This window comes from Streptomyces sp. SAS_272, from assembly GCF_052543235.1.
The window spans coordinates 1-14629 of record NZ_JBMNDR010000063.1 but is presented as its reverse complement, the minus strand read 5'-3'; the positions used below and the strand labels follow the sequence as shown (position 1 = coordinate 14629).

The 14629-nt window shown below is 71.1% G+C and carries 8 protein-coding genes; 3 read left to right on the top strand and 5 right to left on the bottom strand.

The genetic code is table 11. From position 1 onward, the window contains the following. Positions 1 to 2 precede the first annotated feature (2 nt). Positions 3 to 1610 carry a DUF1996 domain-containing protein gene (locus ACN6LD_RS29450; RefSeq protein ID WP_319186908.1) on the top strand — a complete coding sequence of 536 codons (1608 nt, stop codon included), beginning with the start codon at positions 3 to 5 and terminating at the stop codon, positions 1608 to 1610. 126 nt (positions 1611 to 1736) lie between these two features. Here the strand turns inward: ACN6LD_RS29450 and ACN6LD_RS29445 are convergent, their stop codons facing one another. Next, positions 1737 to 2165: a hypothetical protein gene (locus tag ACN6LD_RS29445; protein ID WP_319186907.1), complete on the bottom strand. Its 429-nt coding sequence runs from the start codon at positions 2163 to 2165 to the stop codon at positions 1737 to 1739. Between the two features lie 133 nt (positions 2166 to 2298). Between ACN6LD_RS29445 and ACN6LD_RS29440 the strand changes: the two genes are divergently transcribed. Both ACN6LD_RS29440 and ACN6LD_RS29435 read left to right on the top strand, forming a co-directional pair. Next, positions 2299 to 4230 (top strand): hypothetical protein, encoded by a 1932-nt coding sequence (locus ACN6LD_RS29440; protein WP_445044808.1) that lies wholly within the window; start codon positions 2299 to 2301, stop codon positions 4228 to 4230. A 217-nt stretch (positions 4231 to 4447) separates the two neighbouring features. Next, positions 4448 to 5137, top strand: coding sequence for a TetR/AcrR family transcriptional regulator (locus ACN6LD_RS29435; protein ID WP_319186906.1), 690 nt, complete (start codon positions 4448 to 4450; stop codon positions 5135 to 5137). Positions 5138 to 5141: 4 nt separating this feature from the next. Here ACN6LD_RS29435 and ACN6LD_RS29430 read toward each other — a convergent pair whose 3' ends face one another. The 4 genes from ACN6LD_RS29430 to ACN6LD_RS29415 all read right to left on the bottom strand — a co-directional run bounded on the left by ACN6LD_RS29430 (position 5142) and on the right by ACN6LD_RS29415 (position 14496). Continuing rightward, positions 5142 to 5504 carry a 5-carboxymethyl-2-hydroxymuconate Delta-isomerase gene (locus tag ACN6LD_RS29430; RefSeq protein WP_319186905.1) on the bottom strand — a complete coding sequence of 121 codons (363 nt, stop codon included), beginning with the start codon at positions 5502 to 5504 and terminating at the stop codon, positions 5142 to 5144. A gap of 143 nt (positions 5505 to 5647) precedes the next feature. After that, the gene (pulA, locus tag ACN6LD_RS29425) at positions 5648 to 11062 is read right to left on the bottom strand and encodes a pullulanase-type alpha-1,6-glucosidase (protein WP_445044792.1); all 5415 of its coding nucleotides are present in this window, start codon (positions 11060 to 11062) and stop codon (positions 5648 to 5650) included. Between the two features lie 165 nt (positions 11063 to 11227). Beyond that, complete coding sequence (locus ACN6LD_RS29420; protein ID WP_445044791.1) at positions 11228 to 12610, bottom strand: alpha-amylase; 1383 nt, start codon at positions 12608 to 12610, stop codon at positions 11228 to 11230. 197 nt (positions 12611 to 12807) lie between these two features. Further along, positions 12808 to 14496, bottom strand: a complete 1689-nt coding sequence (locus tag ACN6LD_RS29415; RefSeq protein WP_319186902.1) for a glycoside hydrolase family 13 protein — start codon at positions 14494 to 14496, stop codon at positions 12808 to 12810. Positions 14497 to 14629: the final 133 nt, after the last annotated feature.

The window sequence follows — 14629 nt, the reverse complement described above, 5'->3', positions numbered from 1 at the left end:
CCATGGGACGCAACACACGTAAACGCCGTTCGTCGATGGCCACGAAGGCCGTGGCAGCATCGGCGGCCCTAGCGCTCGGCGGGGGCGGGCTGATCTGGGCGAACTTCTACGCTTCGGCGCACGAATCGAACAACTCGGGTCAGAACCAGACCAAGGCCGCCAACGCGGCCGCACAGGTGGCCACCATCTCCTGCCCGGATGTGGGGCAGAAGCTGACGAGCGTGCCCAACGGGGCCAAGCAGGGCGTCGCGACAGAGCTGGCCAACCTCGACAAGCAGATCACCGAGGCGTACACCCGGCTCGCGTCGACGCGTCAGGCCCAGGCCGGTGACCCCGGCTTCGTCCAGAACGCGATCGTCGGCCCCCTCAAGGAGAAGCGGGGGGCCACGATCGACCGGATCCGCATCAACATCCAGCGCGCCGGCGGCCAGTTCGACAACTCGCTGAGCCAGCTCGCGGCCTGCACCACGCAGGCGGCGAACAACACCAACGCCGGCCAGGGCGGGCAGAACAACAACGGCGGCCAGCAGAACAACGGCGGTCAGAACAACAACAACGGCGGCCAGCAGAACGGCGGTCAGAACAACAACAACGGCGGCCAGCAGAACGGCGGCCAGAACAACAACAACGGCGGCCAGCAGAACGGCGGTCAGCAGAACGGCGGCCAGCAGGGCGGCAACGGCGGCCAGGCCGGCAACGGCCCCGTGGCGTCGGACTTCGTCGACATCACGAAGGTCCAGGCCAACGTCAAGGCCAAGCCCCGCAAGAACGGCCAGGCCTCGACCGGTACGTTCACCAGCCGTTGCGGCGTCAACGCCAACAACAAGTTCAACACCGACAACGTCATCGTGGCGCCCGGCGTGACCAACGGCGCGCACCACCTGCACGACTACGTCGGCAACCAGTCGAACGACGCCTTCGCCAACAACAACACGTTCGCGGCCGCCCAGACCTCCTGCCAGAACCAGCAGGACAAGTCGTCCTACTACTGGCCGGTGCTGCGTGTCCAGGACGGCACGAAGGAGTTCGACCAGAACCGGGACGGCGGTGGCAAGGAAGGCAACGTCGGCAAGGTCCTGAAGGCCAAGCAGGCGGAGATCAAGTTCGTCGGCAGCCCGAAGGCCAAGGTCGTCGCGATGCCGCAGTTCCTGCGCATCATCACCGGTGACGCCAAGACCACCACCAACGGTCTGGCGAACGCCAACGCGCACTGGAGCTGCACCGGCTTCGAGAACAAGGTCCAGCTGACCGAGCAGTACCCGATCTGCCCGCAGGGCAGCAACGTGGTCCGCACGTTCGCCTTCCAGAGCTGCTGGGACGGCAAGAACATCGACTCGGCCAACCACCGCACGCACGTCGCCTTCGCCGACGCCAACGGCAACTGCCAGAACGGCTTCAAGGCGATCCCGCAGCTGACCATGCGTCTCGTGTACGCGGTTCCCGCCCCGGTCATCCAGAACGGCCAGGTCAAGAACGCCTACGCGGTCGACGGCTTCCCGGAGCAGCTCCACAAGCCGTCCACCGACCACGACGACTTCATCAACGTGATGAACGCGCAGCTGAACAACAAGATCGCGAACTGCGTCAACAAGGGCCAGCAGTGCCAGTGACACCGGCCTAGCACGCATACGAGAACCGGCGGTGGGATCTCCCACCGCCGGTTTTCGTATGCCGTCCGTCTGCTGTCCGTACGCCTCGTGCTCCGCGCTCCGGCTTCCGCCGTCGCGCGGAGGACTTCAGTGGCTGGAGTGGGTCGCGCCGCCGGACTCCTTGTGCGCGCCGTGGTCGGTGCCCTCCTCGATGTCGCCGCCGAGCGTGGTGCGCAGCGCCGTCACCGTGCTGGTCTCCCCCACGGCCACCCACTTGCGGCCGACGAGGTAGTGACCGCCGTAGTCCTTCGCCGAGTTGATCCAATCGCGCTGGCCGCGGTCGGTGGCGAAGGTCGCCAGGATGAACTTGCCGTCGGCGTTCTTGCAGACGGCCTGGCGGATCTCGTCCGCGTCGGTCTGCATGTCCGGGGTGCACTTCACCTCGGCGGCTATGTGCTCCAGGCTGCCGGTGGCCGTCTTCGGAACGGCGGCCTCCTTGTCGCCGGACGCGCATCCCGCCAGCAGCAGCGCCGCCGCCGCGGCCGCCGCGGCGAGCATCGGTCGGGTCACCTTCATCTGTTCCTCCCTGCAAGAGCCTCGCCCTGGATACGGCTCCCGTGCCCGGCGCGCTCAAAATACCCGGTGTGCCCCGTGCGCGGCCGTTGCTCCACAGGGGTGACCATCGCCCGGTTCGCTCGTTCTGGTGGACGTGCAGTCACGAGATGTCGCCCCCCGCCCCGCGCCCCGGTCCTCCGCCGGCCGGACCATCGACGTCGAGCAGGCCGAGGCCGCCCTCGTCGAGCATTATCCGCGTCTCGTCCGGCTCGCCTATCTGGTGCTGCCGCCCGCGCTCGGTCGCGGCCGGCGCGTCCTGAGCGCCCACGCCCTCGTCCAGCGCGCCCTGCCACGCCGCCGCGCCTCGGCTCCCGTCATCCCCGCCCAGTCCACCGGCCGTGACGGCGACCCCGGGTACGCCTACGTCCGGCTCCAGGTGGTCCGTGCCGCGCTGGAGGCGGGGGCGCCGACGAGGCTGCGGGCGTGGCCGAAGCGCGCGCAACTGCCGCCGCTGCTGCCCCAGGTATGGGGCCTGCGCCTCTTCCCCCGCTCCGGGGGCGCCGACGAGCTCGCCCTCGACCAGCGGCTCGCCGACCTGTCCGGACCGGCCCGCGCCGCCTGCGTCCTGCGCGGGCTGGAGAAGCTGCCCGACGGCGATGTCCGCGCGGTGCTGACCGGCTCCGGCGTCCACGGCTCCGACGTGACGGCGGCCCTGCGCGAGGCCGCCGAGGTCCCGGCCGCGCAGTACCCGCTGCTCGGCTCCCCCGAGTTCGACCCCTGCGCGCTGCAGGCCCGGCCCACCGACCTCACGCGCCGGCGCCAGCACGGCAGGGCGGCCCTCGCCGCCGTGGCCGCGCTCGCCGTGTGCGGCGCACTGGTCGCGCTGCCCGGAGACGGCTGGGGGCCCGACGGCGCGGCCGCTCCGGCCTACGCGCAGAATCCGGCCGCCGAGGCCGCCCTCGACCCGGGGCGGCTGGTGAAGATCTCCCCCGCCGCCTGGAAGACCTCGCCCCGCACCGACTTCTCGGTGTGGCCCGCGCGCGGTCCCCTCACCGGCGACAGCGCCCTGCTGCGCCGCGCGCTCGCCGTCTGGGCCCGGCCCGGCGCGACCGTCCAGGTCTCGTCCACCCCGGACACCCCCTCCGGCGGCCCCGCGGGACCGCCCCAGCTCCTCTACGCGGGCGAGGTCGACGCCGCGCGCGTGGTGATCCTCTACGACGGGCTGCGCATCGCCCGCTACGCCGAGCCGAAGGACGGCACCGCCGGGGCGGCTCTCGACTTCGCCCGGGTCGACGGCGCGTCCGGCACCGACGCGGGTGCGCTGGTGCTGGGCCGGGCCGACGGCAACGTCCGCTATCTGACGGCCCCCTGGGTCACGAAGGCCGGCGAGCGGGACCTGACGAAGCCGGGCGCCGGGGTGATGGACCTGACCCTGACCGACGGCGTCACCTCGCCGCTGGCCAGCCCGGCCGCCCGGGCCGGGGCCTGCACGACGTGGAACGTCCTCCTGTTGACCGACGCCCTGGGCACCCGTGTCTACAGCGACCTCGCCGAACTCGTCCCCGCCCGGCTGACCGCCGGCCGTCCGGCCGCGCCTCGGGAGGCGACCGGCGCACAGGCGCTGCGGACCTGGGCCCCGTTCGCCTGCTCGCTGAGCGACGCGCGCGGTCAGGGCGTGCGGACGGTCAACGCCTGGGCGTACACCCGGCAGCCGCTGCCGGACGCGAGCGGATCGGCGTCCTGGGTGTGCACCCGGGCGGAGACCTGGCGCGGCGACGGGAGCCGGGTGCTGGCGCAGTTCCACAGCCCGGGCGGCATCTTCGGGGCGGCGGTGGCGAAGGCCGGGGACGTGCCGGCGTGCGGGCCGCGCGACCCGCACGTGCTGGCCGGGGTGCTGTGGAAGTCGAAGGGCGGCCGCTGGTATCTGCTCGCGGCGGGCGACCGGCAGACGACGTCCATCCGCACGACGGGCGCGGTGCGCGGGTCCGGGCAGGGGCATCTGCTGACGCTGCCCGCGAAGCAGGGGGCCCAGGCCGGCCTGGAGGGCAAGCTCTCGGACGGACGCGCGATCAGCGGACTGCGCTGAGCCGCGCTGCCCCGCCCCCACACCGTCCCGCACCGCGCGGGCGAGGTCGGCGGTACCGGCTGAACGGGCCGGGGTCGACGGGGCCGCGGACCTGGGCGCCGCGAGCGCATGGTGCCGGACCTGCGCGGAGGCGGTGATCGCGCGTGCGAGGGATCAAGGGGAACGCGTGCACGGATCCGGTCGATTGGAGTCCGGATCCGATCGGTAAGGTGTTCGCATGACTACCGGGGTCCGCCGCAGAATGGGCGTCGAGGAGCGTCGGCAGCAGCTGATCGGCGTCGCCCTCGACCTGTTCGCCCAGCGCTCGCCCGACGATGTCTCCATCGACGAGATAGCCGCGGCCGCCGGTATCTCCCGGCCGCTCGTCTACCACTACTTCCCCGGCAAACTCAGTCTGTACGAGGCCGCGTTGAAGCGGGCTTCGGAAGACCTTGCGGGACGGTTCACCGAGCCGCACGAAGGGCCGCTCGGCGCCCGGCTGCTGCGCGTGATGCACCGGTTCTTCGACTTCGTCGACGCGCACGGTCCCGGCTTCTCGGCACTGATGCGCGGCGGACCGGCGGTCGGCTCGTCGACCACGAACGCACTCGTCGACTCCGTGCGCCAGATCGCCTACGAACAGATCCTGTCGCATCTGGACGTGTCCGATCCGCCGCCGCGGCTGGAACTCGTCGTCCGCTCCTGGATCTCGCTCGCCGAGTCGACCGCGCTGATCTGGCTGGACGGGCGGCGCATCCCGCGCGAGGAGCTGGAGGTCCAGCTCGTGCACGACTTCGCGGCACTCACCGCCGTCAGTGCCGCCTTCGACGACGAGCTGCGCACACTGCTGCGGCCCGTGCTGGGCGGCGAGCCGGCCGACGGTCCGTTCGGCGACCTGACCGCCCGGCTCATCGCCCTCGCTTCCTGAGGCGTCAGCTCTCGTACTTGCGGTACGACGGGTCGAGGTCGCGCACCTCGGCGGAGGCGTGCAGCACGAAACCGCCGTCCGCCACATGCGCGCGCAGCAGCTCCAGCACGCTCTCGGTCAGCTTCGTCTTGGTCTCGTCGGAGCGGCCGGCGAGCAGCCCCAGCGTGACGTGCACGACGGCGTGCCCCCGCTCCTCGGGATCGTCGTAGCCGAACGCGGTGAACTCGGCCGGCCGGAACAGGGTCTTGCAGGCCTCCGGCTTGGCGGCAGCGATCTCGACCACCGAGGTGTGCAGGGCCCGCGCGAAGCCGGCGCGGTCGAAGGCCGGGTCCATGGTGCTCGAGTAGTCGACGGTGATCTGCGGCATGGGCACTCCTGTTCTGGGTCTCGGGATCACCCTAGTGCCGCCGGTCGGGTTCGCCGGCTCTCGTCGCCTGCGAACGCGCCGGTGGAGCAGACCGGGCCGGGGCTTCGGTCTGCTCCACCGGGGTCGTGCGTCGCGGATTCGCCCTAGCGCGTCGTCCTGGCGAACACCGCCACGGTCCGGGCCGGTACGGCGAACGTGCCGGACGCCCTGTCGTACGACGAGGCACGCACGGTGGCGTCCGCACCCGCCGACTGCACCGGGTGCAGCCGGTATCCCGCGCCCGCGAGCCCGCCGACCGTCTGCTGCTGCGCGGTGGGCGTCGCGTTGAACACGACGACCAGGTCGCCGAGCTCCATGGTGATCACTCCGGGTGTCTGCTTCTCGCCGGACAGCGGGAAGGACAGATGCGCCTGCACCTGTGCGGCCGACCCGAGGGAGAACGCCTTCTCCGTGGTGCGGATCCGCAGCAGATCCCGGTAGGCCGCGGAGGCCGCCGTGATCTGCGGACAGCCCACCTCGACCGAGGTCAACAGGGGCTTGGCGTAGGGCCACTTGGACGCGTTGTCGGCGGCCGGGGGCAGTCCGCGGCCGAAGCCGTTGCCGGCCGCGCAGTCCCAGTGGATCGCGTTGAACCAGTCGCCGCTGTCGAAGGAGTTGCGGTCCAGGGACTTCGAGCGCAGCAGGTCGGTGCCGGCCTGGGACAGCGCCGGGCCCTGGGAGAGGGCGGCGGTCGCCAGGGCGAGCACCTGCATACGGGAGCGGTCGGCGGCGGAGGTGCCGGCCGGCAGCTTGTAGGCGAGGGCGTCGAACAGCGACTCGTTGTCGTGCGCGTCGGCGTAGGCGAGGGCGTCGCCGGGTGCGTCGGCGTAGCCGGCCGGGGCACCGTTGTAGTCGACCTCGGCGCCGGTGACCTCCTTGCCGTCGGCGTCGGAGAAGCGGTACGCGGCCAGGTTCCCGGACAGCCCGACCTTGATGAGGTCCTGGTAGTGCAGCAGTCGCGTCCGCTGCTCGGCGGGGGTGCCGTTGGCCTTTGAGGAGTTGGGGTCGGTGTAGAGACCGGAGGCGAAGCCCTGCACGCCGGGGTCCTCGTCGAACGGGCCGCCGCCGCGGACGGCGTCCCGCGCGCGGTCGGAGAACGTCGCGACACCGGTTCCCGCCATGTTCCGTTGCGTGGCCTGCACGAAGCGGGCGTCGTCGGCGACCTCGCCGAAGTTCCAGCCCTCGCCGTAGAGGATGATCTTCTTGCCGTCGACGCCGTCCTCGGCGGGGGTCAGCGCGTCGAGCGCCTTGCGCACGGCGAGGATGTTGGCCTTCGGGTGGTGTCCCATGAGGTCGAAGCGGAAGCCGTCGACCTTGTACTCCTTGGCCCAGGTGACGACGGAGTCGACGACCAGCTTGCCCATCATGGCGTTCTCGGTCGCCGTGTTGGCGCAGCAGGTGCTCGTGGCGACCGAGCCGTCGGCGAGCAGCCGCTGGTAGTAGCCGGGCACGATCCGGTCGAGGACGCTGGTGCGGGCCTGTCCGCTGGCCGCCGTGTGGTTGTAGACGACGTCCATGACGACCCGGAGGCCGTCCTCGTTGAGCGCCTTCACCATCTTGCGGAACTCGACGGTACGGGCCGTCCCGTCGGGGTCGGTGGCGTAGGACCCCTCGGGGACCGTGTAGTGGTACGGGTCGTAGCCCCAGTTGTAGGCGTCCTTCGCGGCGGCCGCGGAAACGCATTCCTGCTGTTTCTCGGAGTCCGCGGGGTAGGAGGCGAGGTCGCATGCGGGGGCGGCCTGGTCGGCCTTCTTCTCGGCGATGGTGGCGATGTCGAAGACGGGCAGCAGATGGACGTACGACGTGCCCGCCGCCGCCAGCTCCCGCAGGTGCTTCGAGCCGTCGCTGCCGCGGTCGGTGAAGGCCAGGTAGCCGCCCCGGTCGCGCGCGGGCACGGTGGTGTCCGCGACGGAGAAGTCCCGGACGTGCAGTTCCTGGATCTCGGCGTCCCTGAGCGGGACGGCCTTCGGTTTGGCGAGCGTCGACCAGCCGCCCGGGGCCAGCGACCTGTCGTCCAGGTCGACGACGAGACTGCGCTCGGAGTCGGTGGTGAGGGCGACCGAGTAGGGGTCGGTGACCTTGTTGACGACGACCTTGCCGGCGCCGGGCGCCCACACGGTCACGGCGTACCGGTAGGGCTTGTTCTTCCACGACCCGGGGCCGGTCACGGACCAGACGCCGGTCGCGTCGTTCCGCTTCATCTTCACGGTGGAGCCGCCGAGCTCCAGGGACACCTGCTGGGCCGTCGGGGCCCAGACCGCCAGTGTGGGACGGCCCTTGTGGAAGGTCGGCCCGAGCCGGGCGGCGGCGGCCCCGGCGTACAGGTCGTCCAGCACGCCGGCGATCTGCACCCCCGTGGCCGACAGCACCGCGCCGGTCACCGCTCTTTGCGAGGCCACGACCTGGCCGGTCAGCGCCCCGCGCACCCGGGCGCGGTCCCGCGGGTCGACGGACCAGGCGGTGTAGGCCCCGAGGTGCGGGAACTTCGCCTTCTGGGCGTCGGTCAGGGTGGTCTTCGTCAGCCGGAGCCACTTGGCCGCGCCGGTCAGTGTGCCGTCCTCGACGGCGATCGCGCCCTTGTCGCTGTACAGCAGCTGGGTGGAGGCGGCGGCCGGCGAGCCGTTCCAGGCGACCGTGTTCCGGTCGATCCACACCGCCTTGGAGGTGGTGAGGTCGAGCGCGGCGGCCGATCCCGCGGGCTGCGGGAGCAGGTACTCCTCCCGGCCGTTCAGCAGCCACACCTCGTGGCCCGTGCTCGTCAGATTCAGCGACTGGTCGGAGGGCAGGTCCTTGTCGTCGCCCTTGTGCAGGATGTAGCTGAGGCTGGTGGCGTTCGCGGCGAGCGGCACCTCGAAGACCGCGCCGTAGGCGTCGGTCCGCGCCGGCTTCAGCGGGCTCGACCATTCGGTGGGGTTCGCGGCCCCCGTCCAGGTGTGCAGACCCCAGCCGTCGTAGTCCCCGTCGGCGCGGTGGTAGTGCAGGACGGCCTTGGCTGCGTCCTGTGCCGGATAGGCGGGCCGCTCCGTGCGGACGTCCGCCGAGCCCTGCTCGATCCAGACCTCGCCGGTCGCGGTGACGTCGATCGTGCGGTCGGCGGAGACGTCCTTGTCGCCGTCCTCGTCGATGACGAGGAAGCCGACGCTCGAGGCGCCCGGCTTGAGCTTGACGTAGGCGAAGGCGCCGTAGGCGTCCCGGCCGGTGAAGGGGTGGCCGGCGGGCCAGGTGGTCGCCTCCCCGTCGGCCAGGTCGCCCCAGGCGTACAGACTCCAGTCGCCGTAGTCGCCGTCGGTGCGCTTGTAGTGGACGATCGCGTAGTCACGGGAGGAGGCGGTGGGCGCCTCCTCGGCGGGCGGGGCGCCGGCCACGCTCGTCGCCGTCGCGCTCGCGGTGCGGCCCGCCGAGTCGATCGCCACGGCCTTGTAGCGCAGGGGTGTGCCGGCCGGCACGTCCTCGCCGATGGTCTGCGTGACCTTGTAGGGGGCGTGGTCGGCGGAGCCGAGGGTCCGCCAGGCGCCGTTTCCGGTCTGGGCGGCGAAGACGACCCGGTTGAGCTGTCCGCCGGCGACGTCGGCGCTCAGCTCGACGGTGCCGGTGGCGCCCGCGGCGGGGGCGTGCAGGGAGACCGTGGGCCTGACCGCGGGGGCGTGCGGCCTGCGGGCGGCCTGGAACACGACGGCCGAACCTGCGGGAACGGTTACGGTGATTTTCCGGTCCGCGCCGGCGGTGACCGTCCTGCCGGTGCCGTAGATCCCGCGGAACGCGGTGTTCGCGGAACCGGTGGCGAACGTCGCCTCCTTCGCCGTGCGGGCGTTGTTGAAGGCGACCACGTACTCGGTCGCGTCCTTGCCGAGGCCGTTGCGGGAGAAGGCGTAGACGCCGGCGCCGTCGGCCGCGTAACGCTCGGTCTGGACGCCGTCCGCGAGGGCCGGGTGGGCCTTGCGGAGCTTGGACAGGGCTGCGATCCGGCGGTACAGCGGCGCACCGGTGTCGTAGGCGTCGCTCGCGTGGGTGCGGTCGGTGCCGATCTCGTCGTCGTCGAGGTAGTCGGCCGTGCGGGAGGCGAACATCGTCTGGCGGGCGTCCTTGTCGCCGCCGGCGCCGGTGAAGCCCTGTTCGTCGCCGTAGTAGACGACCGGGTTGCCGCGGCTGAGGAACATCACCTCGTTGGCGAGCTCGTCCTTGGCGAGCAGTTCGGCGTCGGTCGCCTTCGGGTCGTCCTGGTTCAGGAAGTACCCGATGCGGCCCATGTCGTGGTTGCCGAGGAAGGTGACCTGCTCGTACGCGTTGGCCTTGTCGGTCGTGTACTTGTAGTCGTCGCCGAAGACGGCCGCGAGCTTCTTCGCGCTGCCGCCCTGGGAGGCGAACTGACGGGCCGCCTCCTGGAAGGGGAAGTCGAGCGTCGCGTCGAGGCGGCCCCGGGTGACGTACGGCGAGGTGATCGACGTGTCGGCGGAGTAGACCTCGCCGAACATGAAGAAGTCGTCACGGCCCTGCTTCTTCGCGTAGGCGTCCAGCGCCGTCGCCCACTGGGTCCAGAACTCCATGTTCACGTGCTTCACGGTGTCGATCCGGAAGCCGTCGATGTCGAAGTCGCGCACCCAGCGCTGGTAGATCTTCTCCATCCCGGCGACGACCTCGGGCCGTTCGGTCCACAGGTCGTCCAGTCCGGAGAAGTCGCCGTACGTCGTCGACTCGCCGGCGTAGGTGGAGTCGCCGCGGTTGTGGTACATCGTCGGGTCGTTGAGCCAGGACGGGACCTTGGCGTTCTTCTTCGCGGCGGGCACCGTCGGGGTCCGCGGGAAGGAGGCGGCGTCCACCGCCGGGAACTTCGCGCCGCCGGCCGCGTGGTCGGCGTCGTCGAACGGTTCGCCGTCCTTCGTCAGGTACGGGAACGCGCCCTTGGAGAGGTAGTCGTAGGACTTCTCCCGGTAGTCGACGACGTCGGCGGTGTGGTTGGTGATGACGTCGAAGAAGACCTTCATGCCCTTGGCGTGGGCCCTGTCGATGAGGGTCTCGAGGTCCTTGTTGCTGCCGAAGTGCGGATCGACCTGGGTGAAGTCGGTGATCCAGTACCCGTGGTAGCCGGCCGAGGCGTCCTTTCCGGTCCCCTGCACGGGCTGGTTCTTGAAGATCGGGGCCATCCAGATCGCGGTGGTGCCGAGGCCCTTGATGTAGTCGAGGCGCCGGGTCAGGCCCTGGAGGTCGCCGCCCTGGTAGAAGCCTTTGTCGGTGGGGTCGTATCCGGTGGTCAGGCGTGAACCGGTCAGTCCGCCCCGGTCGTTGGCGGTGCTGCCGTTGGCGAACCGGTCCGGCATGACGAAGTAGAACTGCTCACGTGTGTCGTCGTGCCGGGCGGGCTCCGCGGCGAGCCTGGCGTCGGAGGGCGGCGCGGGCGGGCTGTCGGCTCGCGCGGCGAGCGGCTGGACCAGTGCGGCGGCCAGGGCTGCCACGGTGACGGCGGCCACCCGTCCGGCGTGGGCGGTGCGGCGCGTCCGGGGCGCGGGCCATCTCGGTATCACAGGCGGGAACTCCTTGCGGCTGCGGCTCTGTCGGGTCCGACCCCTGCGCCCGGGACGGCTGCGTCACCGGGCGTCCGCGCGACCGTATCGCCGACGCAAGCTTTACAGCAAGGGTCATGAAAGACCGAGAAAGAACTTTCACGACCCTTGCTCCCGACGACTCGCTCAGCAGGTGGATTTGCCCGCGTAGAGCGCCAGCGCCGTGTCGGCGCCCAGCGTCGCCGTGAACTGCCCCGAGGAGTTCACGGTGACGGTCGTGTTGTTCTGGATGTTGCAGTAGGAGCCCGCGGGCAGCCCGGTCTGGAAGGTCCGGCTCAGCGAGCCGCTCTCGTGGTTGACGGCGACGTACCCCTTCGAGCCCCGCCCGAAGGCGATCGCGTCACCGCCGTCGTCCCACCAGTTGCCGACCGGCTCGCCGCGTGTGGCGTTGCGGAAGGCCACCATGCGGACGATCTCCGGCCAGGCGTGCTGACACTTCCAGCCGTCCTGCCAACAGGCGTTGACGGTACCGCCGGCGGGCGGGCCGGCGTCCGCGTTCGACCACTCGTAGCCGGAGTTCACGTCCGGGGCCCCGTACGGATACGCGAGCATGAAGACGTTGGCGAGGGTGTAGTTCGCGCCGTCCTTGTAGTTCAGGGTCGATCCGTTGCGCTCGGTGTCGTGGTTGTCGACGAAGACGCCGGCGACCGAGCTGTTCATGTAGCCCCAGCCCTCCCCGTAGTTCTTCAGGTAGGCGAGGTTCTCGCTGTTGAAGACCCGCTTGAGGTCGTAGGCGTAGCGGAACTCCTGGACGTCCCCGTTGCCGGTGTACTCGGTCGGCTGGACGGCCTCTCCGCTGCCGTAGATGACCTCCTGCTTCCAGTACACGCCCGGGTTCGTCAGCCGCGACTTGACGTCCGCGAGGTCGGCCTTGTCGATGTGCTTGGCGGCGTCGATGCGGAAGCCGTCGACGCCCAGGGTGAGCAGGTCGTTCAGGTACCCGGCGACGGTCCTGCGGACATAGTCCTCACCGGTGTCCAGGTCGGCGAGCCCGACGAGTTCGCAGTGCTGGACGTTCCACCGGTCGGTGTAGTCGGAGATCTGGGCGGTGCAGTCGTCGAAGTCGTGCGAGGAGTACAGGCCGGGGTAGTCGTACTTCGTGTACGACGACCCGCCGGTCCCGGTGCCGCTGCCGGCCGCCATGTGGTTGACGACGGTGTCGACCACGACCTTCACACCGGCCGCGTGACAGGTGTTCACCATGTTCTGGAACGCCGTGCGGTCGCCGAGCCGGCCCGCGATCTTGTAGCTGACGGGCTGGTAGGACGTCCACCACTGCGTGCCCTGTATGTGCTCGGCGGGCGGGGAGACCTGCACGTAGCCGTAGCCGGCCGGGCCGAGTGTGCGTGTGCACTCCTTGGCGACCGAGGCGAAGTTCCACTCGAAGAGGACGGCGGTGACGTCTTTGACGCCGGGCGGGGCGGCGGAGGCGGTGGGGGCTCCGGGGAGCACGACGGCCGCGGCGGCGGCCAGGGCGAGGGCGCCCGTGAGGGGTCTGCTGGGTGTCATGGTGGGGTTCCTTCGTCGTTGAAGGCTCTTGCTGCAATCTTTCAGAAACCTTGCGGTGGCGTGATGTTAAGGGAACGCCGGCCGGAAAGGGCAGAGGGGCGACGTGAAGGAACGGAAAGAAACGACGCCGGGCCCGTCGCTCCGTTGGGAGCGGCGGGCCCGGCGGACCGGCGCTGGACGCGTGAGGACGTCGTGGGTCAGGCGGTCGTCCACCACACGGTGGTGTCCGCGGGGAGTTTCACCTCGCCGTCCGCCTCCGTGACCTCACCGCTGGCGAGCAGGATGCGGCCATGGACCGGGGTGCGCACCGACTCGCCCGAGGTGTTCGTCACGCAGACGAACTCCCCGCGGCGGAAGGCCAGTACGCCCTCCGGGGCCTTCAGCCACTCGACCGAGTCGCCGGCTCCGAGGTCGGTCCGGGCGCGGCGGACGGCGAGGGCCGTGCGGTACAGCTCCAGCGTGGAGTCCGGGGCCCCTTCCTGCGCCTCGACGCTCAACTCGCCCCAGTTCGGGGGCTGGGGCAGCCAGCTGCCACCGGCGCCGAAGCCGTAGGAGGAGCCCTCGCGGGTCCACGGGATCGGGACGCGGCAGCCGTCGCGGAAGCCGTCCTGGCCCGCGCCGCGGAAGTACGCCGGGTCCTGGCGCACCTCGTCGGGCAGGTCGACGACGTCCGGCAGGCCGAGCTCCTCGCCCTGATAGACGTACGCCGAGCCGGGGAGCGCCAGCATCAGCAGGGTCGCCGCCCTGGCGCGGCGCAGGCCGAGCGCGCGGTCGCCGGCCGTGCGGATCTGGGTGCCGAGGCCGGGCGGGTTGGCGAAGCGGGTGGCGTGCCGGGTGACGTCGTGGTTGGACAGCACCCAGGTGGCGGGTGCGCCGACCGGGCGCATCGCGTCCAGCGTGCGGTCGACGACCTCGCGCAGTTCCTTCGCGTCCCACGCGGTGCTCAGGTACTGGAAGTTGAAGGCCTGGTGCAGTTCGTCGGGGCGGACGTAGTTCGCGGTGCGCTCGACGGTCGGGGTCCAGGCCTCGGCGACGAAGATGCGCTCGCCCGAGTACTCGTCGAGGATGAGCCGCCACTGGCGGTAGATCTCGTGGACGCCGTCCTGGTCGAAGAACGGCATGACATCGTTGCCCAGCAGTTTGAGCTGTTCGTGGGAGCCGAGGTCGGGCAGACCGGCCGCCTTGACCAGGCCGTGGGCGACGTCGATGCGGAAGCCGTCGACGCCCATGTCCAGCCAGAAGCGCAGGATCGAGCGGAACTCGTCGCCGACCGCGGGGTGTTCCCAGTTGAAGTCGGGCTGCTCGGGGGCGAAGAGGTGCAGGTACCACTCGCCGGCCGAACCGTCCGGCTCGATGACCCGTGTCCAGGCCGGGCCGCCGAAGATGGACTCCCAGTCGTTGGGCGGGAGTTCGCCGTCCGCGCCCTTGCCGGGGCGGAAGTGGTAGCGGTCGCGCAGGGGCGAGCCGGGGCCGTCCGCCAGGGCGCGCTTGAACCACTCGTGCTGGTCGGAGGAGTGGTTGGGGACCAGGTCGACGATGATCCTCAGGCCCAGTCCCCGGGCGTCGCGGATCAGCGCGTCGGCGTCGAGCAGGTTGCCGAACATCGGGTCGACGGCACGGTAGTCGGCGACGTCGTAGCCGGCGTCGGCCTGCGGCGAGGCGTAGAAGGGGCTGAGCCACACGGCGTCCACACCGAGGTCGCGCAGGTAGGGGAGACGGGAGCGTACGCCTTCCAGGTCGCCCATGCCGTCGCCGTTGCTGTCGGCGAAGCTGCGCGGGTACACCTGGTAGATCACCGCGTCCCGCCACCAGTCGCGGTGCTGGGCGACGGTGGCGACGGCCGAGGTGGGGGCGGGGGCCGGGGCTGCGGAGGGCTGCTGGCTCATGACGTCCTTGGTACGTAACGGAGTGGTGGTCATGGGGTTTTCGGGTCGGGCGGCGGGTGGGAACGAGGCGGCCGCGGTGCCGGCGGGGTCGGAAGGACACCGCGGCCGCCGCACGCGCGGCAGGCCGCGCGGG

What these genes read in the sequence shown, in the direction of transcription:
- ACN6LD_RS29450 (WP_319186908.1), top strand. Translation starts at nt 3, where the DNA reads ATGGGACGCAACACACGTAAACGCCGTTCGTCGATGGCCACGAAGGCC.
- ACN6LD_RS29445 (WP_319186907.1), bottom strand. Translation starts at nt 2,165, where the DNA reads ATGAAGGTGACCCGACCGATGCTCGCCGCGGCGGCCGCGGCGGCGGCG.
- ACN6LD_RS29435 (WP_319186906.1), top strand. Translation starts at nt 4,448, where the DNA reads ATGACTACCGGGGTCCGCCGCAGAATGGGCGTCGAGGAGCGTCGGCAG.
- ACN6LD_RS29430 (WP_319186905.1), bottom strand. Translation starts at nt 5,504, where the DNA reads ATGCCGCAGATCACCGTCGACTACTCGAGCACCATGGACCCGGCCTTC.
- ACN6LD_RS29420 (WP_445044791.1), bottom strand. Translation starts at nt 12,610, where the DNA reads ATGACACCCAGCAGACCCCTCACGGGCGCCCTCGCCCTGGCCGCCGCC.
- ACN6LD_RS29415 (WP_319186902.1), bottom strand. Translation starts at nt 14,496, where the DNA reads ATGAGCCAGCAGCCCTCCGCAGCCCCGGCCCCCGCCCCCACCTCGGCC.